General features: G+C 61.3%; 20 protein-coding genes. 5 read left to right on the top strand and 15 right to left on the bottom strand.

What is annotated here, in order from left to right:
• Positions 1 to 210: 210 nt before the first annotated feature.
• Both HMPREF3160_RS01630 and HMPREF3160_RS01625 read right to left on the bottom strand, forming a co-directional pair.
• Positions 211 to 510, bottom strand: coding sequence for a hypothetical protein (locus HMPREF3160_RS01630; protein WP_070506639.1), 300 nt, complete (start codon positions 508 to 510; stop codon positions 211 to 213).
• On the bottom strand, positions 507 to 1010 hold the full coding sequence (locus HMPREF3160_RS01625; protein WP_070506638.1) for a PLD nuclease N-terminal domain-containing protein: 504 nt from the start codon (positions 1008 to 1010) through the stop codon (positions 507 to 509). The genes HMPREF3160_RS01630 and HMPREF3160_RS01625 overlap by 4 nt, the downstream gene beginning before the upstream one ends.
• A gap of 61 nt (positions 1011 to 1071) precedes the next feature.
• Here HMPREF3160_RS01625 and HMPREF3160_RS01620 point away from each other — a divergent pair, with 61 nt between their 5' ends.
• On the top strand, positions 1072 to 1479 hold the full coding sequence (locus HMPREF3160_RS01620) for a hypothetical protein (RefSeq protein WP_141739779.1): 408 nt from the start codon (positions 1072 to 1074) through the stop codon (positions 1477 to 1479).
• An 81-nt stretch (positions 1480 to 1560) separates the two neighbouring features.
• On the opposite strand, the gene HMPREF3160_RS01615 is transcribed toward HMPREF3160_RS01620, so the two are convergent.
• The 6 genes from HMPREF3160_RS01615 to HMPREF3160_RS01590 all read right to left on the bottom strand — a co-directional run bounded on the left by HMPREF3160_RS01615 (position 1561) and on the right by HMPREF3160_RS01590 (position 7356).
• The gene (locus HMPREF3160_RS01615) at positions 1561 to 2454 is read right to left on the bottom strand and encodes a 1,4-dihydroxy-2-naphthoate polyprenyltransferase (protein WP_070506633.1); all 894 of its coding nucleotides are present in this window, start codon (positions 2452 to 2454) and stop codon (positions 1561 to 1563) included.
• A gap of 52 nt (positions 2455 to 2506) precedes the next feature.
• Positions 2507 to 3787 (bottom strand): AMP-binding protein, encoded by a 1281-nt coding sequence (locus tag HMPREF3160_RS01610; RefSeq protein ID WP_256173786.1) that lies wholly within the window; start codon positions 3785 to 3787, stop codon positions 2507 to 2509.
• A 4-nt stretch (positions 3788 to 3791) separates the two neighbouring features.
• A complete protein-coding gene (locus HMPREF3160_RS01605) occupies positions 3792 to 4751 on the bottom strand; it encodes a 1,4-dihydroxy-2-naphthoyl-CoA synthase (RefSeq protein WP_070490294.1) in 960 nt (319 codons plus the stop codon).
• Between the two features lie 58 nt (positions 4752 to 4809).
• On the bottom strand, positions 4810 to 5520 hold the full coding sequence (locus HMPREF3160_RS01600; RefSeq protein ID WP_070490292.1) for a lysoplasmalogenase family protein: 711 nt from the start codon (positions 5518 to 5520) through the stop codon (positions 4810 to 4812).
• 11 nt (positions 5521 to 5531) lie between these two features.
• Positions 5532 to 5996, bottom strand: coding sequence for a PaaI family thioesterase (locus HMPREF3160_RS01595; RefSeq protein WP_070506631.1), 465 nt, complete (start codon positions 5994 to 5996; stop codon positions 5532 to 5534).
• 82 nt (positions 5997 to 6078) lie between these two features.
• The gene (locus HMPREF3160_RS01590; RefSeq protein WP_070506630.1) at positions 6079 to 7356 is read right to left on the bottom strand and encodes a dicarboxylate/amino acid:cation symporter; all 1278 of its coding nucleotides are present in this window, start codon (positions 7354 to 7356) and stop codon (positions 6079 to 6081) included.
• 177 nt (positions 7357 to 7533) lie between these two features.
• Between HMPREF3160_RS01590 and HMPREF3160_RS01585 the strand changes: the two genes are divergently transcribed.
• The 4 genes from HMPREF3160_RS01585 (at position 7534) to paaZ (ending at position 12775) form a co-directional block, all read left to right on the top strand.
• On the top strand, positions 7534 to 8763 hold the full coding sequence (locus tag HMPREF3160_RS01585) for a thiolase family protein (RefSeq protein WP_070506628.1): 1230 nt from the start codon (positions 7534 to 7536) through the stop codon (positions 8761 to 8763).
• 3 nt (positions 8764 to 8766) lie between these two features.
• Positions 8767 to 9546, top strand: a complete 780-nt coding sequence (locus tag HMPREF3160_RS01580) for an enoyl-CoA hydratase/isomerase family protein (RefSeq protein WP_035757895.1) — start codon at positions 8767 to 8769, stop codon at positions 9544 to 9546.
• Between the two features lie 31 nt (positions 9547 to 9577).
• Entirely contained in the window at positions 9578 to 10432 is an 855-nt protein-coding gene (locus HMPREF3160_RS01575; protein WP_070506625.1) for a 3-hydroxyacyl-CoA dehydrogenase family protein, read from the top strand.
• Between the two features lie 219 nt (positions 10433 to 10651).
• The gene (gene paaZ / locus HMPREF3160_RS01570) at positions 10652 to 12775 is read left to right on the top strand and encodes a phenylacetic acid degradation bifunctional protein PaaZ (RefSeq protein ID WP_035757901.1); all 2124 of its coding nucleotides are present in this window, start codon (positions 10652 to 10654) and stop codon (positions 12773 to 12775) included.
• Between the two features lie 120 nt (positions 12776 to 12895).
• On the opposite strand, the gene HMPREF3160_RS01565 is transcribed toward paaZ, so the two are convergent.
• The 7 genes from HMPREF3160_RS01565 to HMPREF3160_RS01535 all read right to left on the bottom strand — a co-directional run bounded on the left by HMPREF3160_RS01565 (position 12896) and on the right by HMPREF3160_RS01535 (position 22233).
• Positions 12896 to 14542, bottom strand: a complete 1647-nt coding sequence (locus tag HMPREF3160_RS01565; protein WP_070490283.1) for a thiamine pyrophosphate-dependent enzyme — start codon at positions 14540 to 14542, stop codon at positions 12896 to 12898.
• 237 nt (positions 14543 to 14779) lie between these two features.
• Positions 14780 to 15490, bottom strand: a complete 711-nt coding sequence (locus HMPREF3160_RS01560) for a hypothetical protein (RefSeq protein ID WP_070490281.1) — start codon at positions 15488 to 15490, stop codon at positions 14780 to 14782.
• A 23-nt stretch (positions 15491 to 15513) separates the two neighbouring features.
• A complete protein-coding gene (locus HMPREF3160_RS01555; RefSeq protein WP_070490280.1) occupies positions 15514 to 16191 on the bottom strand; it encodes a TetR/AcrR family transcriptional regulator in 678 nt (225 codons plus the stop codon).
• A 131-nt stretch (positions 16192 to 16322) separates the two neighbouring features.
• Entirely contained in the window at positions 16323 to 17636 is a 1314-nt protein-coding gene (locus tag HMPREF3160_RS01550; RefSeq protein ID WP_070490279.1) for an AMP-binding protein, read from the bottom strand.
• 78 nt (positions 17637 to 17714) lie between these two features.
• Positions 17715 to 18179, bottom strand: a complete 465-nt coding sequence (locus tag HMPREF3160_RS01545; RefSeq protein WP_070506623.1) for a hotdog fold thioesterase — start codon at positions 18177 to 18179, stop codon at positions 17715 to 17717.
• 266 nt (positions 18180 to 18445) lie between these two features.
• Entirely contained in the window at positions 18446 to 20668 is a 2223-nt protein-coding gene (locus HMPREF3160_RS01540) for a S9 family peptidase (RefSeq protein ID WP_070490277.1), read from the bottom strand.
• Positions 20669 to 20733: 65 nt separating this feature from the next.
• Positions 20734 to 22233, bottom strand: a complete 1500-nt coding sequence (locus tag HMPREF3160_RS01535) for a hypothetical protein (RefSeq protein ID WP_070490276.1) — start codon at positions 22231 to 22233, stop codon at positions 20734 to 20736.
• Positions 22234 to 22606 lie beyond the last annotated feature (373 nt).

The following is a 22606-nucleotide window of genomic DNA, read 5'->3' as shown; positions in this document are numbered from 1 at the left end:
TCGAGAAGGTTTTTTCATGATGCCTCTTTAGTTTGGTAAGTAATCCGCATCACCTGGTGGTGATGCAGATCACGCTACCGCTGGGCCTCAAAGGAAACCAGAGTTAGTCAGCAAGAATCGTGAAAACTATAGTTAATCAAAGCCAATTCTAAAATAGCTTAGATTCATAACGCCTAAAGATGTTGCTAGTCGGACAGGGCCATCGAATAACTAGCTGTCTGAGTTGCCTTGGTCGGTATGGTTTTTGCGTCGGAACTGTTCCTCGTATGGATTCTCCCGCGTCTCAAAGAACGGGGATTCCTCCAGGTGCAGGCCCGCCTCTTTATCGCGTCGATCACCGCGCATCAGCCACACGATGAACGTCGCGAAAATCGCGATCAAAACCAGAACGCCCACAGCCCCCAAAATCACCGGCAGCCACGTCGGCTGGCTATCGGTGACCGGTCCATCGTAATGGGTGGGATTGAACGGCAACCACACAGAAGGGAGCAACACAGTAGGCGCGATCATGGCCTTTCACCGCCATCGGAATCCTCAACGTCGCCTGGCTGGCCGTTGCCTGGCTGGTTGCTACCTGGCTGGCCGTCGTCGCGCTGACCAGGGCCTGAACTATCACGGTCAGGGTTAACAGCTCCGGCGTTGCCGCGCTGGCGGTCACGTTCGGCGGCCTGCTCGCGCTCACGCAACGCGGCCTCACGCGCTTCAAGTTCCTTCTCGCGGCGCAACGCATCCTGCCGCATCTTCTTGCGGTCACGCTCAAGGTTCAACCGTTCAAGGAAAGCCGCATCATCATCCGGGCCCTGCCCGCGAGGAGTAGGCGCCGGCGCGGTCTTATCTGAGCCCAACGTCAACCACAGCACCGCTCCAACCACTGGCAACACGATGATCGCAGCGATCCACACACCCTTCGGTAACGAACGCACACGATGCTGAGGCGTGCCGATCGCGTTGAACAACGCGTACAGAATGAAAACAAGAACCAGCGGAACGATGAAGACGAGCCAACGCATACCGTCCATTCTAGTTTGCGCCCAGTACGGGCACCCCGCTGCTCACCTATAGACTAGAGCGGTGAAGGTTTTTTGGATGGGTCTGATCCGCGCCGTCATCCTGATCGGCGTCTCGATGCTCGTGTACTATTTTTTCGCGTTCAACCGCTGGCCGGTCGGTGGGGCGATCGCGTCCGTAGTGGTAGGCGCGGTCTTCTCGTTCGCCGTGACGTTCCTCTTCATGAACAAAGCACAAGCTGAAGCGAGCCAACAATTCCGCCGCGCACTCAACCGGCGCAAAGCCGAAACCAAAACCGCCGGTGTAGCGCCTGAGGCGGACGCAGCAAGCGACGAACACGTTGAAGATGCATACCTCGACGCCCAAGAAGACGACGGCGTGCGGGACAGCGACGGTGAAGAAGACGACGGCGTGCCAGAGAGCGCATCCCGCCAGAACAAGGCCGACACCACTGACCTCGCAGACCGCTGAACTACACGTATAAACAGCCTTAAACTGCGCGGCCGCGGCATCAACTCCTCGTTGATCCGCGGCCGTCGCCGTATCCAGCGGTTAGGCCATCAAAAGCTTATGCAACACGAGCGCAAGCGAGAACAGCACAGCGAAAACCACCTGGATCAGGCTCGTTTTAGCCAACGCAGGGATGAGGTCGCGGCGGTCTTCGGCAGTCAGGACCGCCGCACATGGCTTGAACGCAACCACGAACGTCAATAACACCACAAAGAACCACACGTTTGTGACAAACCCGAGTGCCACCGGCCCCACGATCGAAACAACGATCATCAGAACATAGACCAACCGCGCAAGACGATCCCCAAGACGCACCGCCAACGTCCGCTTCCCGGCAACACGGTCAGTCGGTAGGTCGCGGATGTTGTTGACCATCAGCAAGGCGGTCGCGATCAACCCAACCGAAATCGCGCCAAGCCAGGAATGCCCAGACAAATACCCCAACTGGGTGTAGGTTGTCCCGACGGTTGCTACGAGCCCAAAGAAAATGAAAACGAAAAGCTCGCCCAAACCCAGGTAGCCATACGGGTTCTTACCACCCGTATAACCCCACGCGGCCGCGATCGCGAGCGCCCCCACGATCAACAAAACCCACGTCTGTGTCATCCACACAAGCCCCAGGCCCGCCAGGGCCGCGAGCCCGAAGCATAGGAACGAGGCGTACTTGACCGCCCGCGGGCTCGCCGCACCAGACCCGGTGAGCCGGAACGGACCCACACGCTCGCTATCGGTGCCGCGCACGCCATCGGAATAGTCGTTGGCGTAATTCACACCGATCTGTAGCAGCAGCGAGACCATCAGGGCAAGCAACGCCGGAATCCACTTGACCGTACCCGAAGCCGCGAAACCAGCCGCGACACCCACCAGCACCGGTGAAACAGCCATCGGCAACGTCCGGAGGCGGGCGCCAGAGATCCATTGTGAGGCAGTGGCCACGAAGAACGAGGTCCTTTCGATAGGAGAGCGGGCGGACATACCCGCCCGCTAGCTAGACTAGCGCGCTTAAACGCGAAACAGCGGTTTGACGGTCCGGTTTGTGATTACTTAACCGCGGGACCGCATCAGTCTGGATCACGACGCGGGGCACAGCAACCGCTGAAACCTGCCGCCTCACAACCGTTGCGATCTCGTCCTCGGTTGCATTCCCGGAATAGATGAGCCCTACTGTTTGCCCCCACTCAGGATGGGGGACCGGAACCACGATGGCTTCACGAACCGACGGCATCGACTCGATCGCCGCGAGAATCCGAGCCGCAGACACCTTAACGCCGCCAGTGTTGATGACGTCATCGACCCGGCCGCGGATCTGGAGCGTTCCATCAGGTAGCAACGTGCCGCGGTCATCCGTGACATACCAACGCATCGGCCGCGTTTGCATTAGCCGGGCATCGGGGGAGTAGGTCACGAAATGCTGTTCGGTACGTTCAGGGTCCCCGATATACCCCGTGGCGACCTGCGGTCCACCAAGGCTCACCCGGCCCGCGGAATCGATCGAGATTGAAACACCCGGCAACGGCTTTCCGTCATACACGCATCCACCGCAGGTTTCTGCCGAACCGTACGTCAAAACGACCGGGACGCCCAACTCGCGTGCCCTTTGGAGCGTGGCCGGCGGGGTAGCGCCTCCACCCACCAGAACCGCTGTGTAGCGTTTGAGCGCCTCTACGCCCTGGGGTGATTCCAACAAGCGCCTCAGCTGGGTAGGTACGAGCGATGTCAACAGCGGCGGGTGCGAGGAAGAGGCGTTCGCGCCTGCTGAGCCTGTCGCTTGCGGGTGTGCCGGTTGGGAGCGCGCGGTTTGGGCAAGCCTTTCTGTCGCTTCGGCGAACGCCTCAACCGTGAAGCGCGAACGCAGGTCCATCGTCACCAGCGCGGTGCCTGCGAGTATGGCACGCGAAGCCACTGCAAGCCCAGCAACATAATGCAAAGGCAGAGCAAGCAACCAATGGCCTGAGCCGATCCGCTGAGAAGTCGCGGCAGCCGAAGCCTTGAGTGCCTCAGCGCCTAAACCGGTGCGCTTCGGCATCCCGGTAGAGCCCGATGTGCGGATCACCGCCGCCGTACCCTCCGGCGCATCTTCCGGATGCTCGACCACGAACGGGATACCGGCTTCCGTGCTTGTGCCAGCGGTGCCGGTAATGGAGCCAGCGGGCGCCTCAACGATCTCGACCGCAGGCCCAGTACCATCCAGCGCGGCGGCGAGCCTTGCACGCACATCCGCTACAGCATCTGCGAACGCATGCCCCGCATCGTCAGGCAAGACAGACACCGGATCAGAAATAGTACGGGTGAGCCGACCAGTCCGGGTCACGCTTCTCAAGGAACGCGTCCCGGCCCTCAACGGCCTCATCCGTCATATAGGCAAGGCGCGTGGCCTCGCCAGCGAAAACCTGCTGACCCGCGATGCCGTCATCGACCGCGTTGAACGCGAACTTCAACATGCGAATTGCCTGCGGGGACTGCCGCGCAATATCCGCGGCATACTCCAACGCGACCTTCTCAAGCTCGGCATGCGGAACCGCCGCGTTCACCGCGCCGGCATCCACCATGTCTTGAGCCGAATACTCGCGAGCCAAGAAGAAAATCTCGCGCGCCTTCTTCTGCCCAATCTGGCGCGCCAACAACGCCGAACCATAACCGGCATCAAACGAACCAACAGTGGCATCCGTCTGTTTGAACTTACCGTGCTCAGCCGAGGCGATCGTCAAATCCGCAACCACATGCAACGAATGACCCCCACCAGCAGCCCAGCCGTTGACGACCGCGATCACGACCTTCGGCATCGTGCGGATCAGACGCTGAACCTCAAGAATATGCAGGCGGCCTGCGCGCGCAGGGTCGATCGTCTCCCGCGTCTCACCCGCGGCATAACGGTAACCATCACGGCCGCGAATACGCTGATCCCCACCCGAGCAGAACGAATGGCCACCGTCCTTAGGCGACGGGCCGTTACCCGTGAGCAGCACGGTCCCTACATCGCCTGTCATCCGAGCGTGATCCAACGCCCGGTACAACTCATCAACTGTCCCCGGACGGAACGCGTTACGCACCTCAGGACGGTCAAACGCAATCCGGACCGCACCCAGATCACGCACAATGCCGCCCTCGGCATCCCGCTCAACCTGGCGGTGATACGTGATGTCCTGGAAATCGAAACCCTCAACAACACGCCACGCGTTCGGGTCGAAAACGTCAGAAACCTTCTCAGGCAAAACGGAATCTTGATCAGTCACACGCCCAGTCTAGTTGACACAACACACAGCCGCCGGGCGCGCAGAAAAGCCGCAGAGGCTAGACTGTGACCCCAGACTGCAGTAGCGCCCACCACGCGAACCCGAAGATAGCGAGGTGATACGTGACCATCACAGCCACCGAGTTCGTTTGATCCCGGCTCACAAACTGCTTCCACCCCAGCAGTGCATCCGATACATAGAACAAAAGGGCCGCCCCGATAACCCACCAGCCACCAGGCTGACGAACATGCAGGGAAGCCGCCATAACCATCACTGAAATCAACACGATATAGAACGTGACCACCAGGCCCAGCCGGTCACGATGCGCGGCCCGAATCAACCGAATCCCCACAGCTAGGAAGCCAGCCACCACCACTACCGCGGCAACCCCCAGGCCAGTCCAGCCGCCCTCGGGGATCCCCGGGACAGAGTTCTGCTGAACCGGCCCAGCCCACGCACGCCACGCCAACGTCACCGCCAAAACGGTCTGCGCCCCCGCGAACGCCAACGCACCATACATGAAACGCCCGCGGTCCAACAGCAAAAGATCGCCCAGCAACGCGAAACACAGCGCACCCGCCACAAACGTTGCCGCCCACGCCGGATGCGGACGAGCCAACCCCGTCAACACCACGCTCGCCGTCAGCAACGCAGGAACCGAGGCCTTCGTGACCCAACGCCACGTATCATCAGTACGCGGAGTCAGAATCCAGTCCACAACCGCGACAACCCCGGCAAGGACGAAACAGACAATGGCTATAAGCGACATTCAGAACGCTCCTAGACGTCCAAAACGAACAGGCTCGACGTCGCGCTAGCCAGCAGCGTCCCGTCTTCTGCAAATAGCTTGCCAGTAGTCACCGCAACCGAGCGGCCAGACTTCTCCACCTCACCCACAACACGTAACACACCCGAGGCCAACGTGATAGGCCGAAGCATCCGCACATGCAGATCCATCGTCGTGAAAGCGTGCCCCGGTCGGGATACCGTATCCGCGGCCAGGCCGCACGCGTTATCCAAAAGACTCGAAATGAAACCGCCGTGCCCCGAACCGATCTTGTTCAGAAACTCTGGCTTCATCTGGCATGTCAGCTCCACTGCGCCCTCGCGGGCATCCACCAAACGCACCCCCAACAACTGGTTATACGGGGCCGGCTCGATATCACCATTGATCTGAGTGTGCAACACCTCAAGACCCGAACGAGTGATATGGAGATCGCGGTGTTTGGAATCTTCTAAAGCCATGAAACCTAGTTTAGGCGGCGCAGAGGCCTAGCTATTTCTCGGTGAACTACTACTCCTCGGCAGGGCATGGCTCAGCGACGGTTCACTGCTCCTCGACGAACTCCGGCTCCTCCACCGTTGCGTTGTCCGAGCGGTTACGCGCCAAACGGTCAACGATCATCGCGATGGCGCCATCGCCGGTCACATTCGCTGCCGTACCGAAGGAATCCAGCGCGATGTAGGTAGCGAACATCAACCCGATCTGGGCCTCGTTGAAGCCCAACATCGAACCCAACAAACCGGATGCGGCAGCGATCGCGCCACCGGGAACACCCGGGGCGGCGATCATCATGACACCCAACATCAAAACGAACGGCAAATACTGCCCGAACCCGGTGTCCACACCCGAAAGCATCATGACAGCCAACGAGAACAGAACGATCTTCACCATCGAACCCGAAAGGTGGATCGTTGCACACAACGGGATCACAAAGTTACGCACCGGATCCGAAATCTTGTTCTTCTTAGCGGCTTCAATCGTGACCGGAATCGAGGCGGCACTCGAAGCCGTACCCAAAGCCGTCACATACGCCGACCGCATATTCCACAGCGAACGCAGCGGGCTGCGCCCCGCAACAGCACCAGCGATCAGATACTGAAGAACCAGGACCGCCAACGTCAAAACTAACGCGACCAAAGCAACCAGCAAGAAGTTTCTGACCACATCGCCCACAGCACCCGAAAGGGTCAGGTCCATGAAAATACCGAAAATGAACAACGGGAGACCAGGGATGATGATGTTGCGGATCAGCTTGTCCACAATCTTGCGGAAATCAATCGCCGCATCGAGCAAAGCATTCGACTTGATCGCCGTGAGCCCCAAACCCAGAATGAACGCCAAAACCAGCGCGGGCAAAACCTCAATAGCTGGCGGTAGCACGATCTCCGGAACCACCGGCTCCTCGGAAGCCTGCTGAACAATCGCGAAATAAGGGTTGATGTCCGCGCTCGCCTCACCGATCCTTGGGGCATCACCGCCCAAGAATAACGGGAACACCGAATGAGCCACCGCATAAGCCAACAAACCGGCAGCGATCGTGGAACCATAAGCGATCCCCGCCGTCATCCCCAAAAGCTTGCCCGCGCCACGACCCAACTCAGCGATCGCCGGTAACACCAGGCCCAGAATGATCAGAGGGATCGCGAACGTCAGAATCCCCGAAAACAGCGAGTTATACGTCATGAAAACCCGGGCAAGCCAGCCCGGCATAATCGAGGCCCGCTCAGCCCCCTCACCATAGGTCGGTAACGAAAACGCGATGCTAGCCGCAATAGCGAGCAACACCCACACCAGCAAAGGGATTCGACGCAACACAGACATGATTCCTTCTAACAATTGGAGCAACGAGCCGCCTGCGGTCAGCCTACTCACAATGATGCCGAATAGTCACAGATCTCCCACTGCGCCGCGGCTCGTGAAACACTTGAAGAAAACACCCATGACACCGTGGCAGTGAATCCTCTACCCAAGGTGTGAACCCTCTACTAAAGGAGAACCATGACTGAAGCGATGCTGGTGGGCGGCGTACGTACTCCCGTTGGACGCTACGGAGGCGCACTGTCCTCTGTCCGTCCCGACGATATGGCAGCCCTCGTTATCAAAGAAGCCATCGAGCGTGCAGGCATCGACCCAGAAGTAGTCGACGAAGTCATCCTCGGCAACGCCAACGGTGCAGGCGAAGAAAACCGCAACGTAGCCCGCATGGCATGGCTGCTCAACGGCTATCCAGACTCCGTGCCAGGCATCACCGTCAACCGCCTGTGCGCATCGGGCATGTCCGCGATCGCGATGGCAACCCAGATGATCAAAGCCGGCGACGCCGACATCGTGGTTGCAGGTGGCGTTGAATCGATGTCGCGCGCCCCATGGGTCATGGAGAAACCAGCCAAGGCTTTCGCAACCCCAGGCAAGGTCCACGACACCTCGATCGGCTGGCGCTTCCCGAACCCTAAGTTCCTCTCCGGTGAACTCTCCCGCGACGGCAAATTCACCTACTCCATGCCAGAAACCGCGGAAGAAGTTGCACGCCAGTACAACATCTCCCGCGAAGACGCCGACGTGTTCGCCGCCGCATCCCACGAAAAAGCGCTCGCCGCAATCGAAGCCGGCCGATTCAAGGACGAAATCGTCCCGGTCTCCGTATTCGACCGCAAGGGCAATGAAACCGTCGTGGACACCGACGAAGGCCCACGCCCAGGCTCGACCCCAGAGGTGCTCGCCAAGCTGCGCCCAGTCGTCAAGGGCGGGGAAGTAGTGACCGCAGGTAACGCCTCGAGCCTCAACGACGGGGCATCCGCGATCATCGTCGCCTCCGAAGAAGCCATCAAGAAATACGGCCTCAAGGCACGCGCACGCGTCGTATCCAACGCCGCCGCCGGCCTCGCGCCGGAAATTATGGGCATGGGCCCAGTCCCATCCACCCGCAAGGCACTCAAAAAAGCCGGCCTTGAGATTTCCGACCTTAAAGCAGTCGAAATCAACGAAGCCTTCGCAAGCCAGTCGCTGGCCTCGATCCGTGAACTCGGCCTCGATCCAGAGATCGTCAACCGCGACGGCGGCGCGATCGCACTCGGCCACCCCCTCGGATCCTCCGGCGCGCGCATCGTCATCACCCTCCTGGGGCGCATGGACCGCGAACTCGGCGAAACCGAAGGCCGCAAACTCGGCCTAGCAACCCTGTGCATCGGCGTAGGCCAGGGGCAAGCGATCATCGTGGAGGCCGTCTAAACCATGAGCTTCGACGCAACGGGCTTCACGGCCCTTGAGATCACCGAAAGCGAAGACCGCGTTGTAGCACGCATGAATCGCCCAGAGGTTCTCAACGCGATCGACCAAACCATGGTCGACGAGTTCCATACCCTGTGCGGATACCTCGAACGCACCCCGAAGATCCTCATCATCACCGGGGTAGAAGCCAACGAAGAAACCGGCCAGAGGGGTATCTTCGCATCCGGTGCCGACATCGCCCAGCTACGCGAACGCCGCCGCGAAGACGCCCTCGCCGGCATCAACTCGCAGATCTTCTCCCGCATCCACCGGCTCCCGATGCCAGTGATCGCAGCGATCGACGGTTTCGCACTCGGCGGCGGCGCCGAACTCGCCTACGCGGCCGACTTCCGCATCGCGACCCCTAAAGTCAAGATGGGGCAGCCAGAAACCAACCTCGGCATCACCGCGGCGGCGGGTGCGCTGTGGCGGCTCAAAGAACTCGTGGGCGAACCAACCGCGCTCGAGCTGATCCTCGCAGGCCGCATCCTCAACGCAGAGGAAGCGCTCGAGCTCAAGCTCGTGACCGAACTCCACGAACCATCCGAACTCATGGCTGGCGCCCACGCGCTCGCCGACCGCATCGGAAAGCAAGACCCGCTCGCGGTCCGGATCTCCAAGCGCGTGTTCACGATGCCGCGGGACGCCCACCCTGCCGTCGATGAGCTCGCCCAAGCGATCCTGTTCGAATCCCAAGCGAAGTTCGACCGCATGCAAGCGTTCCTTGATCGCAAGAAGAAGTAGACCGCAAAAGAAGTAGAAGGTTGCAACGTAGATGAGCGATTTTCCAGCACAAGTTGGTGTGATCGGTGGCGGCCGTATGGGGGCCGGCATCGCGCATGGTTTCTTGACCTCCGGCAGCGAGGTCATCGTCATCGAAGCGAATGACGATGCGGCCAAGGCAGCAACTGAACGCGTCGCTACCTCGGTCCAGAAGTCGATCGACCGCGGCCTGGACGGCAGCGTTGATGACTGGATGGCTAAGTTCAGCGTCTCCACGGACAAGGCTGACCTTGCAGGCCGCGAGCTCGTCGTCGAGGCCGTTCCGGAGATCTGGGATCTGAAGGTCCAGACCCTCCAGGAGGCTGAGAAGAACATGGACGAGACCGCGGTTTTGGCCTCGAACACGTCCTCGCTCTCGATCGACGGGCTCGCTAAGGAACTGGTCCGCCCAGGCCGTTTCCTGGGCCTGCACTTCTTCAACCCCGTTCCAGCGTCCAAGCTGATCGAGGTTGTTGTAGGCCAGCAGACTGACGAAGAGCTCGTGGACGCGGCACGCGGCTGGACCGAAGGGCTCGGCAAGACCGCGGTTGTGGTCAAGGACGCCCCAGGTTTTGCGTCCTCGCGCCTCGGTGTCGCCTTAGCGCTCGAAGCGATGCGCATGGTCGAGGCCGGCGTGGCATCCGCCGAGGACATCGACAACGCGATGGTGCTCGGCTACGGGCACGCATCCGGCCCGCTCAAGACCACCGACATCGTGGGCCTGGACGTGCGGCTTGGTATCGCCGAATACCTCGAAGAAACCCTAGGCGAGCGTTTCGCTCCGCCGCAGATCATGCGTGACATGGTTGAGCGCGGTGAACTCGGCATGAAGTCCGGCAAGGGCTTCTACGACTGGGGCAAGAAATAAACGAACGCTCTCGGCTGGCACGTGAGGCACGTGTTAGCTACTAACTGATCAACGATGCGGGTCCGGTAGTAACCGGGCCCGCATCGTTGATTAACGGCGCTGTGACGGTGCGTTTGCGCCGCCAAAGAAGTTTCGCCTTGTGAGTGATCTGCGACTCATGCGCTGGTAGTCTGGTAAGGAAAACTGACCGATCGTTCAGGAAAGGGATGTTGCATCCTTATGAGCACTTCCACGGTGACCGACGTTCTGCCAAGTTACGCGTGCGACGAATGGTGGACCCCGGCTGCTGAAGCCAAAGCAACCCCGGTATATGATGCATCGACCGGTGAGGCTATTGGCTCCGTCTCCGCAGAGGGCCTCGACCTTGAAGCCATGATCAACCATGCCCGCACAGTGGGGCAGAAGAACCTCTCCGAGCTGACGCTGCACGAACGTGCACTGATTCTGAAGCAGCTCGCCCAGTACCTTCAGGCCAACCGTGAAGAAATGGACCGCCTGAACCTCACGACGGGTGCCACCGCTCGTGACGGCATGATCGATATCGACGGCGGTATCGGTACGCTCTACACGTTCTCATCCAAAGGCCGCCGCGAGCTCCCGAACTCGAACGTGATCGAAGAAGGCCCCGTCGAGGTCCTCTCGCGTGACGGCTCCTTCCTTGGTACCCACATCATGCAGGCCCTGCCGGGCGTGGTGGTGCAGATCAACGCGTTCAACTTCCCGGTGTGGGGCTTCCTTGAGAAGTTCGCTCCGGCCTTCGTTGCGGGCATGCCGACCATCGTGAAGCCAGCAACCCCGTCGGCTCAGCTGACCGTTGAGGTCGTGCGCCAGATGATCAACTCTGGCCTGCTCCCGAAGGGCTCGCTCCAGCTCATCACGGGATCGGCACGCACCGTGATCGATCACCTCGACTACCGCGACATCGTCGCGTTCACGGGCTCGGCCAGCACCGCCCACGCGTTGCGTGAACACCCGAATGTGACCCGCGGCGGCGTCCGCTTCACCGCGGAAACTGACTCGCTCAACGCAGCGATCCTCGGCACTGACGCGACCGAAGGCTCCCCTGAGTTTGAGGCTTTCGTCAAGGCCGTTGCCGTTGAGATGACCGCTAAGGCCGGCCAGAAGTGCACCGCTGTACGCCGCATCTTCGTTCCGAAGGGCCTCAAGGGCGCAGTTGTGAAGGCGCTTGGCGCTGAGCTGGATAAGCGCGGCAAGGTCGGCGATCCGCGCGTTGAGGAAACCCGCATGGGTGCCCTGGTTTCGATGGATCAGCTCAAGGACGTCCGTGGCGCGGTCCAGAAGCTCATCGACGCCGGCGCGAAGGTCGCCTACGGAACCCCGGAAAGCGCTGACGATGCGTTGGTTGCCGAAGGCGGCAAGGTTGAGGACGGCGCGTTCATGTCGCCAGTCATCCTCGACTTCGAGGACGCCGAGACCCCTGAGCTCCACTCGGTTGAGGCTTTCGGCCCGGTCTCCTCGATCGCCGAATACGAAGACGCAGCTTCCGCGGTACGTTTGGCCGCGATGGGCGAGGGCTCCCTGGTCGCGACCGTGTGCTCGAACGACCCGGAGATCGTCGCCGAGGTTTCCAAGGGCATCGCTGGCCACCACGGCCGTGTGCACGTGCTCAACCGTGACACGATGAAGACCTCGACCGGCCACGGCTCTCCGGTTCCACACTTGATCCACGGCGGCCCGGGCCGCGCTGGTGGCGGCGAAGAGCTCGGTGGCGTGCGCGCTATCAAGCACCACATGTCCCGCACCGCACTGCAGGGATCCCCAGACATGCTGACCGCCGTGACCGGCGTGTGGCACACCGGGGCGGAACAGCGCCTGGCTGGCGACCCAGAGTTCGGCGGCTCGGACAAGTACCGCCACCCATTCCGCATCCCGCTCAACGAACTTCGTGTGGGGGATGGCTTCGCATCCGGTCTGCGTAAGGCAACCCGCCAGGAGATCACCGACTTCGCGAACACGACCGGTGACACCTTCTACGCGCACACCAACGACGAGGCAGCGGAAGCCAACCCGTTCTTCCCGGGCATCGTCGCTCACGGCTACCTCTTGGTCTCTTGGGCGGCGGGCCTGTTCGTGGAGCCTAAGCCGGGCCCAGTGCTGGCTAACTACGGCCTCGAGAACCTCCGCTTCATCACCCCGGTGGGCATCGATGACTCGGTGCGTGTGACCCTGACCGCCAAGCGCATCACCCCACGCGTGACCGACGAATACGGCGAGGTCGCATGGGATGCCGTGCTACACAACCAGAACGGTGACATCGTGGCAACCTACGATGTGCTGACCCTGGTCGAGAAGGAAAACACGACCTATAAAGACTGGAAGTAACCTTCCATAGACACACGTAAGGGGCGTGCCAGCCAGCTAGCTGGCACGCCCCTTCAACGTTCAAGTCCGCTTAGTAGGCACCGTGGCTTTGCCGCTTAGTAGGCGCGACGGCTTCGCCGCTTAGTAAGCCTTGTGGCGCTGCGGGACCTTGAGGTGGATCAGCGCGAACTGCCCGCCTTCAACGGTTTCCACGGCGTTCTTGACGGCCTCTGGGAGCTGGTCGTTGGTTTCAACGAGGAACCCCTTACCGCCGAAAGCATCCGCCATTTTCGCGAAGTTCGGGTTCTTCAACTGGGTACCGGATACACGCTCTGGGTATTGGCGTTCCTGGTGGGTGCGGATGGTGCCGTATTCGGCGTTGTCCATCACCACCACGAGGATCGCGGCGTTGTACTGGGCGGCAGTTGCGAGCTCTTGGCCGTTCATGAGGAACTCGCCGTCACCTGCGATGGTCACGACGAAACGCTCTGGTTTATCCAGTTTGGCGGCCACCGCGGACGGGATCGAATACCCCATCGAGCCGTTGCGTGCGGAGATCATCGCGGTATAGAACTCGGTAGGGAAGTAGCGGTGCGCCCAGTTGGTGTGCTCGCCAGCGCCGAGGGTCACCATAGCGTTCTCCGGCAGTGCAGGGACCAGGTGCGCCATGAGGGCATCCATCGTGGCTTGTTCGTTGCGGGTCGAGGCCTCTGGAAGGGTAGCGAACTTCTCTTGTTCGCCGCGCATGCGCTGGGTGAACGCCTTCCATTCAGGCTTCACATCCAGATCCATGCGGACGAGGTCGCGCACGAACGTGTCTGGCTTAGCGACGATCTGGTGGGTCACTGGGCCGGAGCGGCCGCGCAGCGACGGGTCGATTGAGACGATGAAGTTCTTCTGCTCCCAATTCTGGCGGATGTTGAACCCGTCAGTGATGACGTCGCCCGGCACGGTTCCGACGAACACGAGCAGGTCGGTCTCTTCGAGGAGGTCATAGGTGGGGCGTGGACGTCCGTAGCCGATCGGGCCAACATAGGACGGGGAAGAGAACGGCACGAGGCCTTCGCAGCGCCATTCAGCGGCCGCTGCGAGCTGGTGGTCTTCAAGCCATGCGGTGAAGGTCTTAGCGCCTTCCTCGCTCCAGTCGTTACCGCCGAACACGAACAGCGGCTTCTCCGATTCCAGCAGCGCGGACTTCAGCGACTTCCAGTCCTCAACCGTCATACCTCCGGTTGCCACCGGGATCGGTGGGTGCACCGGAACGGAGACTTTCTCGCGGATCACGTCTTCCGGAAGACCAACGACGACCGGGCCGGGTCGGCCAGAAACCGCGGCGAACATCGCCTCGGCTACGATCTCCGAGGCACGCTCCGGGTGGTCGAGGACCATGACGCGCTTGGCGCCGGTACCGAACCACGCCTTAGGGTCGAATTCCTGGAACGCTTCGCGGTCCCGGTGCTGGAACGGGATCAAACCAACGAACAATACGAGCGGGGTCGAGTCCTGCCATGCGGTATGCAGGCCGACGTGTGCGTTAGCTGCGCCCGGCCCGCGGGTCACCATCGCGACACCGGGGACCTGGTTGAGCTTGCCTTCCGCCTCAGCCATGTAGGTTGCCCCACCCTCGTGGCGGCACACGATGCTTTCGATGCCGGAGTTGTAGAGCCCGTCGAGCACATCGAGGTAGCTTTCACCCGGGACCACGTAGGTGCGTTCTACACCGTGGGCCTTGAGCGATTCGACGATGAGGTGGCCAGCAGATTGCTCAACTGCCTGCGGCTTGGACATAGAGACCTCCCACTAGGTGTTCCTGCCACCGGCCCACATGGCACAGGTGGTTCTTGCGTTACAGACACTTTTGCAGGTTTTGAGGCAAAAAGGTGAAATCGTGTCTTGTGTGACGAGGTTTAACTTGTAGAGATTTCTAATCGTGCAATAAATATTGCCAACAAGCCGCGCTACAGGAACAAGCTAGGTCGTGAGAGCAGGCCATGCTGCAGAGACCGACTAGCGGCGAAGGCCGCTTTAGTCTTCGTCGTCTTCGTCTTCCGGCTGCGGGAGGGGTTCTGGGGTTGGGCGGAACCACATGAGCCACGCATAGATCGCGCTGATGGTCACCAAGACCATACCGAACAGTTGGCTCAGCAGCGGCTGCGGCCCACCGGTCAGGTGTGGCAGCAGTGCGGAGGCCACGGTCATGCCGATGCCGCCGATCGCGGTGAGCGACCACGCCCATCGTGATCCGAAAGCGACACCGAGCAAGCCCGCCATGATGAGGGCGTTGAGACCAAAGTTCAGCCACGCGATGTGCATGGTTTCGGAGAAGATCAGTTGCGGATAGGCAAGGTCTGGGCCGAACTGCAGAAGCGCTACCACGCCCGTGTAGATGAGCAGCATGATCGCGCCCATAATCGAGAAGTTCGCGACCGGTACCGAGCGGGTGAACTTACCTGCCAGCGGATGCTTAGCCCACAAAGCAAGACCCACCGCGCCAACGGCGAACAGCGGCACCGCGCCGAGCAAGAGCATCCAGTTGGCGCTACCCGGGTAGAGGGCCACCGAGATGAAACCGAAGAACGTTCCGAGCATGCTGAACCACCAACCGAGTTCGTTGCGGTGAGCAAGCATGAGGTTGCCGATCGCGACGAAGACGAGGAAACCGATGTTCAGCAGGGTCAAGTTGGAGGACACGCTACCGGCGGGCGCGCCGGAAAGCTCAGAAATCAGGTGATCCACAAGGGTCCATTCTATCGAGTGGGCTATTGCAGGGTTGGACGGGAGGTTTCGAGGCCTTCGAATAGCAGTGAGATAACGCCGCGTTTGGCGCTTTCGGTGGACATCGAGTCATCCACACGCAGCCATTCCACGAGCGAGTTGATGGTACCGAACATGTAGCGGGCAACGTTGCCGGGGTTCAGGTCGCCTCGGATGCTGCCTTCGGCGATGGCTTGCTCGACGATGGTTGCGGTGAGCCGGTCGAGCTTGCGGCGGCGCTGCATCGCTGCGACTTCGATCTCGGAATTGCCGCGCAACCGTAGCAGGAGCAGGACGTAGGGGCGGCGCTCGATGAGGACCTCGATGGTTTCGGCCATGAGCGCTCGCAGCGTCGCTAGCGCTGTGGGTTCGGGGTTGGCCAGATGCTGCTGGAACGCTTCTTCGAGCGGATCGAGCGCGGCGTCGAGGGCTTGGCGGAGGATGTCGAGTTTGGATGGCACGTGGTGGTAGATCGCTGACTTGGAGATGCCGAGCCGTTCGGCGAGCATCCCCATGCTGGTTGCGTCGTAGCCGTGTTTGGTGAACATGTCGACGCATATGCGCAGCACCGTTGCGGTGTCGTAGCCGGGGCGTCCGCGGCGCGCGCCGGTTCCCGCCGCTGGCTCTGAAGGGAGTTCGGAGCGGGGGTCAGAGCGGGGGTCAGTTCCGGGGGTGCTCGTCATATGTGTGCTGTCCTTGATCTTTAGCCCGTGTGGGTGGTAGCCGTGGGCTTTAAGCGTGTTGGGGTGGCTTCCGTCGTTGGAACGGAAGCCACCCCTCCTCTGTGACCTACCTTAGCGGGTAGGGCAGGGTTTTACTGGTTGCGCAGGTCGTAGATGCGCTTGAGCTTACCCATCGAACGTTCCAGGGTGGCTGGATCGACGACGTCGATGCGGCAGGAAGACCCGATGTGGATCTTGATGAGCCGCTGCAGTTCCTTGCCGGCTTCCTCGGCGCGGTCGCTCGTACAGTCGTCGCGGCGTTCGACCTTGACGGTGAGTTCGTCCATGCGCTTTGGTCGGGTGATCTCGAGCTGGAAGTGAGGGGAGAGGCCCTCGACCTTGAAGATGAGCTCTTCGATCTGGGACGGGAACAGGTTCACACCGCGCAGGATGATCATGTCGTCGGAGCGGCCGGAGATGCGGCCGATGCGGCGGTGGCCTTCGCGTGCGGTACCCGGCAGCAGACGTGTGAGGTCGTGCGTGCGGTAGCGGATGACCGGGAGGGCCTCCTTGGTGAGGGTCGTGAAGACGAGTTCGCCTTCTTCGCCGTCTGCGAGCTGGCGGCGCTCATCGAATGGGTCGATGATTTCTGGGGCGAAGTGGTCTTCCCAAATGTGGGAGCCGTCCTGCAGTTCGTAGTTTTCGCCGGCGACGCCTGGGCCCATGACTTCGGAGAGGCCGTAGATGTCGGATGCCTTGAGATCGAACATGTCCTCAAGCTCGTCGCGCATTTCCTGGGTCCACGGCTCAGCGCCGAGGATCGCGTAGCGCAGCGAGGTTTTGCGTGGGTCGAGGCCCTTCTTCTGCATCGCGTCACCGATGGTCAGCAGGTAGGTTGGGGTCGATGCGATCGCGTCTGGCTTGAAGTCTTCGATCAGGGTGATCTGCTTGTCGGTCTGGCCGCCAGACATAGGGATGACGGTTGCGCCGACCGCTTCGATCGCGGCGTGTGCGCCGAGGCCGCCGGTGAACAGGCCATAGCCGTAGGCGTTGTGGACCTTCATGCCTGGGCGGACACCAGCCATACGGAAGCAGCGTGCACCCAGGCGTGCCCACGTGTCGAGGTCGTTCTTGGTGTAGCCGACCACGGTTGCTCGGCCGGTGGTTCCGGAGGAGGCGTGGATGCGGGAGACTTGCTCCATCGGTACAGCGAACATACCGAACGGGTAGGTGATGCGGAGGTCTTCCTTGGTTGTGTACGGGAACTTCGCGAGGTCGGACAGTTCCTTGAAGTCGTCAGGGTGTACGCCCTGGTCATCGAACTTCTTGGTGTACAGCGGAACGTTTTCGTACGCGTACTTGAGGATCTTGGCGGTGCGTTCGGTCTGGAGTTCGCGGATCTGATCCGCGCTCATTTTCTCTTCTGGGTCCAGCTGACCCTGATCGGAGAGAGCGATCTTTGACATGGTGTCCTCCTGGCGGGGAGATAGGGGCGTCTTCTAGGTCTGTAAAAGTCTGTGGTGGGGCGGGCTGGCGCGGGTTGGTTAGCGCACGGTTGGTGGGGCTGCGTTGATGGTGCGGGAGCGGCCCCGGAACTCGAGGATGGTTTCGGTTGAACCGTCGGCACGCTGTTGGGTCACGGTGATGTCGTAGAGCCCGGAGCGGCCGGCTTGGTTCACGACGCGGGCGACGGCTCGCAGCGGGAGGTCGGGTAAGCCTGGCTTGAGGAAGTTCACGTCAACACCCTGGGCGACGGTGTAGCTGGTTTCGGAGCCTGCTGGTTCGTTGCAGGCCATAGCGAACGCGACGTCGGCGAAGGTGAAGAGCATTCCGCCTTGAACGATGCCGAAACCGTTGAGCATCTCTTTGCGGGGCGTCATCTCGACTTCTGCGTAGCCGGGCCCAACTTTGATTGGCTCGATCCCCATCCAGTGGGTGCAGTGATCGAATTCGAGGATCTTGTGGTGCTTAGCCAGACGCGAGCCGAGCTCGGTGTTCGTTTCTGTCATCGACGCACTCTTTCACATCGGTATACATTCAAGCGCTGGTTCGGCAACGCTGGATGTTGGATCGGTGTACGGAATCGGTGTGCGCCGGCGGGCGGCGCGTAGGCTATCCCGGCCGTGTTCGGGGTGGGTTTAAGGCAAGCTCATTCATCCAGCCTGAACGAACGGTCGGTTATTCGATCTTAAGACTGGCCCGGCAACGTGTCAAAAATCACGTTGCCGGGCCAGACATATATCAGCGGGCTGAGCTCACTTGGCGCGCATCGTGCCTATTGCGTGATGCCGATCGCGCTGAGCATGAACGCGTACTCCCACGAACGGTCCTTCCACAGCTCGTAACGCCCGGAGGCCCCACCGTGTCCACCGTGCATTTCACACGTGAATAGCACTGGCTTGTCGGAGGTCGTGTGCTCGCGCAAACGCTGAACCCACTTGGCTGGCTCAACGTAGAGAACGCGCGTGTCATGCAGCGATGTGCGGGCCGCGATGAGCGGGTAGTCCTGCTTCGTAATGTTCTCGTAAGGGGAGTAGCCGAGCATGTAGCGGTAGACCTCTTCGTCCTCGATCGGGTTGCCCCACTCTTCCCATTCGAGTGCTGAAAGAGGAAGGTCTGGGTCCAGGATCGAGGTCAGCGGGTCAACGAACGGAACCGCTGCCAAGACCGCCTGGTAGAGCTCCGGCGCCTGGTTCAGCACAGCCCCCATGAGTAGGCCGCCCGCCGAACCGCCGAATGCGGCGATGCGCTTTGGATCAGCCCATCCGGCCTCGATGAGCCAGCGGGTCGCGTCCACGAAGTCATTGAAGGAGTTCTCCTTCTTGAGCTTCTTGCCATCGAGGTACCAGTGCCGGCCGCGCTCGCCGCCGCCGCGGATGTGCGCGGTCACGAACACGACGCCGCGGTCCAACAGGCTCGGGACCATGTAGCCGAAGCGGGGGTCGTTCGAGATTTCGTAGGAGCCGTAGCCGTACACGATCGTCGGAGCCGTGCCGTCAGCTTTCACATCGCGGCGCCGCAAGACCGTGAGCGGGATCTGCTCGCCATCGCGGGCGGTGGCCCACTCGCGGGTCGCAACATAGTCTTCCGGTGAGTAGTTGTTGACCGGCCCGGTGTGCAGAAGCCGGCATTCGCGAGTGGCTGGGTCCGCATCGTAGGTCTGATTTGGGGTGGTGTCGCTTGCCTTCTGCAAGCGGATCACGGGTGCTTCGAAGCTGTTCGAGCTCGCTTCGACCGCAACCGGGGCATCGCCCGCGTCTTCAATAAGCGGCTCCCAGAACTCCAGCTCTGTACCAGAGGCGAGAGCTTCATCGCTGAGCGCGGTCAGCGGGAAGATGCGGATGCGTGGGGTCGTCTCAGCGCGGACCGAAAGCACAGCGTGGGTGCTGGTTGTTTCTAGACTGTTGAGCTTGGTCTCGGGGTGCTCGGCGATCACCGGACGCCACGTGGAGCGGTCCGTGACCGTTGCGAGGTCCGCGATGTCGAGGCGGCCGTTCGGAGCCTCCGCATCGTGGAGGATGAGGGCCTGGCGGCGGCCATCGACCGTCACCGGGGCCACGCTGTTGAGGATGCGCTCTTCGCGTGAAACCAGAAGACGCGGCTCGGTTCCAGCCTCCATGCCTTCCCAGATCCAGGTCTCAGCGTATTCGGAGTTACCGGCTACGATCACGAGGTCCTGCTCATCATCGCTCGGTGCCGCACCGAGCCACATCTGGGCGTCATCCTCTTGATACAAGACCGTGTCTTCGGCCGTATCCGTGCCGATCGTGTGGACCTTGATCTGGTGCGGGCGCCACGTCTCATCCACCACCGTGTAGACGATGCGTTGCCCGTCCGGGGTGAAAACCGGCTCATAGAACGCGCCCTCGATGCGGTCGGCAAGCAACTGCCCCGTCGTGAGGTCCTTAACAAACACAGTAAAGCGTTCATCGCCTGTGAAGTCCGCGGCATAAACCAGCTTGGTGCCGTCGAGGGACACATCGAGCCCGCCAAGCGCGAAGAACGTGTGGCCTTCGGCGAGCGCGTTGCCGTCCACGAGGATCTCTTCGCCCTCGACTGGCTCGCCTGGCTTGAGGGCTGGCGGAGTCCAGTCCGCGGCTAGGTTCCCGGTGTCCGCGGCCTTGACGCGTGCGTGGATCGGATACGCCGATCCCTCAACCGTCCGAGCGTAGTACCACCAGCCGCGCGAACGCTTCGGGACCGCAACATCCGTCTGTACGACGCGTGCCGCGATCTCTTCATAGATTGCGTCTCGCAGAGGCTTCTGCGCAGCGGTGACGGCATCGGCGTATGCGTTCTCAGCCTCGAGATGCTCGATGACCTTAGGGTCTTCCGAGTTCCGCAACCATTCGTATTCATCCGTGCGAGTATGGCCGTGATGCGTGACCGAAACGGGCCGCTTCTCAGCTACAGGTGGCTGCGAAGCGCTTTCCGTTGCAGCGGTGGCTTCCGGCGCGGTGGTGGCTTCCGGCGTAGAAGATTCAGAATTCGTAGTCATAGGACTTATCTAATAAAGAAGCCCTCGCAAGCGTCAACCAACTCCGCTCACGGCATAGCGCGCGGCTACACGAGAGTCAGGAGACCCACGATGCATGAAGCCGAGAGCGCAACCACGCCCACAGCCCCGCCGATGAGTGCACGCTTGCGCCGCCGCCTACCCTGCGCGGCGTGCGCGCGGGCGGCAACGACCGCATCGGGCGCTGGGCCCTTCAACCGCGGGGCGCGGGCGAAGACCTTATCCAGGTCCTCGCGCAACTGGCCATGGAAGGCCTCCGGAGAGCACACAACAGGCCGCATCGCAGCATCGAACCACGTATGCGGGCCAGACTCATCCTCGATCACAGCACCCGGGAGTTTGATGGACAAACCGTGCAACGACTCAACCTCAGACGTACTGCCGGGCTCCATGCGGGCCACCGCGAACGTGTCCTCGCCGATGGTCGCGAGCACATCCGTGTCCCATCCCCGGTATTCAGTAGGGAACTCGTCGATGTGCAGCGGCGGCACAATCCACTCTAAAGACCCGACCCGCCACTCTAAAGACCTGACCCAGTCCCGGCCTTCCGGGGCAGTGGTGCTACTGAACGGCAGATGGACGGTCTTGCGAGCCATCCCCACAACCTTCGCAACAGCATCCGCGTTGACTACTGGCTCAAACGGCCGCGAACTGAACGCCCGCTCAGGTGAGAAAGGCGGGCCGGAGAACGCACCGCGCTCGCCGGCGGCTGCGGTGGCCCCGGTGTGCCCGGCTTCGGCGGCCCCGGTGTGCACGGCTGCGGCTTCGGCGGCTAGGTCCTCGGATGGATTCGCGAAGGCGTGCTCAAGCAGTGCGGCGCGTTCCGCATCCGCTACCGGGGCGGGCGTGAGTGCGGTGACGCCGAGGGTGTCGCCGAGCGCGGTGAGTTCGAATTCGGCCTGGCCCGTGGCCTGTTGTGCTAGATGGGCGTTGAGCTGGGTGCGGATCACGTGGGCGGCGGCGAACCCGGTCTCGGAGTGGGGTAGTAGCGCTGTGAATGCTACCTTCGTGGGTTTCATCGCGAATAGCCCTGCCCGCTGGAGGTTTCCAGAAGTGCTAGTCGTACTGGATCCGCCGCGCAAAACCGACCCCGTAGCCGCATCATCTGCATGGGTGGTGGCGGGGCTGCTGAGGCTCACGAGGTTGTGCTCCTCGGGCGCATCGTGTCCCGTGAACGTGCACAGGCGAGCGACGCCGGGGCCGAAAAGTTCGGTCACCACGGAGGTTGACGGGGCGGTGCCCCGTTGCGGTTCGACGACCGGGAGGGCCTGCACCGTCCATTCCGTGAAGCCCGTGCGGATCGTTGCATCGGCGACCCAGTGCTGCGGGCAATGATGCGTGAGCGAGACCTGCTGAAGGGTAGCCTCGGTTGCGGCCTCGACCTCAGCATCTCCGGAAGCTAACCGAACGAGCCGTGCCCAAGCTGTCTCCACCTCCGATGCTGGCCCCGTGAAAGAGACGCGGTTATGCGTCGCGTGCACATCGACGTGCACATCGACCTGCGCATCGGCCTTGCCGGCAATGCACCAGGAGGCAATCGCGATCAAATTGTTGCAAAGCGAATCTTGCTCCTGGACCCGATAATGCGCAGAACCACGAGCGAACCACACGGAAGCTTGAATATTACGAGGCTCGATGACGCAAGAATTGCTAGCAGGCGTTAAGAGCCACCCTCCATGCAGTGCTGCATCCCACGGATTTCCTGGCATCGGACCTCTTCTCTCGAGCCTCAATACGGTGTCAAATCGACCGACAATGGACGGCTAGAAAACCGGTATAACCATCATCTCAAGTGGATTGAGAGCCTCAGAGCCGCTAGGCTTGCATCCTTGTGACCTTCCTCACCCACGGGTGAATGCCGTTGGTTCGTCATCGCCTCGGGTGTAGGGCCGCCGCGCTTTAGCGACGGATCGAACTTGA

Source organism: Arthrobacter sp. HMSC06H05 (assembly GCF_001807395.1).
GTDB lineage: Bacteria > Actinomycetota > Actinomycetes > Actinomycetales > Micrococcaceae > Pseudoglutamicibacter > Pseudoglutamicibacter albus.
This window is presented reverse-complemented; position numbering and strand designations above follow the sequence as displayed.

What these genes read in the sequence shown, in the direction of transcription:
- HMPREF3160_RS01630 (WP_070506639.1), bottom strand. Translation starts at nt 510, where the DNA reads ATGATCGCGCCTACTGTGTTGCTCCCTTCTGTGTGGTTGCCGTTCAAT.
- HMPREF3160_RS01625 (WP_070506638.1), bottom strand. Translation starts at nt 1,010, where the DNA reads ATGCGTTGGCTCGTCTTCATCGTTCCGCTGGTTCTTGTTTTCATTCTG.
- HMPREF3160_RS01600 (WP_070490292.1), bottom strand. Translation starts at nt 5,520, where the DNA reads ATGTCGCTTATAGCCATTGTCTGTTTCGTCCTTGCCGGGGTTGTCGCG.
- HMPREF3160_RS01595 (WP_070506631.1), bottom strand. Translation starts at nt 5,996, where the DNA reads ATGGCTTTAGAAGATTCCAAACACCGCGATCTCCATATCACTCGTTCG.
- HMPREF3160_RS01590 (WP_070506630.1), bottom strand. Translation starts at nt 7,356, where the DNA reads ATGTCTGTGTTGCGTCGAATCCCTTTGCTGGTGTGGGTGTTGCTCGCT.
- HMPREF3160_RS01585 (WP_070506628.1), top strand. Translation starts at nt 7,534, where the DNA reads ATGACTGAAGCGATGCTGGTGGGCGGCGTACGTACTCCCGTTGGACGC.
- HMPREF3160_RS01580 (WP_035757895.1), top strand. Translation starts at nt 8,767, where the DNA reads ATGAGCTTCGACGCAACGGGCTTCACGGCCCTTGAGATCACCGAAAGC.
- HMPREF3160_RS01575 (WP_070506625.1), top strand. Translation starts at nt 9,578, where the DNA reads ATGAGCGATTTTCCAGCACAAGTTGGTGTGATCGGTGGCGGCCGTATG.
- paaZ (WP_035757901.1), top strand. Translation starts at nt 10,652, where the DNA reads ATGAGCACTTCCACGGTGACCGACGTTCTGCCAAGTTACGCGTGCGAC.
- HMPREF3160_RS01565 (WP_070490283.1), bottom strand. Translation starts at nt 14,542, where the DNA reads ATGTCCAAGCCGCAGGCAGTTGAGCAATCTGCTGGCCACCTCATCGTC.
- HMPREF3160_RS01555 (WP_070490280.1), bottom strand. Translation starts at nt 16,191, where the DNA reads ATGACGAGCACCCCCGGAACTGACCCCCGCTCTGACCCCCGCTCCGAA.
- HMPREF3160_RS01550 (WP_070490279.1), bottom strand. Translation starts at nt 17,636, where the DNA reads ATGTCAAAGATCGCTCTCTCCGATCAGGGTCAGCTGGACCCAGAAGAG.
- HMPREF3160_RS01545 (WP_070506623.1), bottom strand. Translation starts at nt 18,179, where the DNA reads ATGACAGAAACGAACACCGAGCTCGGCTCGCGTCTGGCTAAGCACCAC.
- HMPREF3160_RS01540 (WP_070490277.1), bottom strand. Translation starts at nt 20,668, where the DNA reads ATGACTACGAATTCTGAATCTTCTACGCCGGAAGCCACCACCGCGCCG.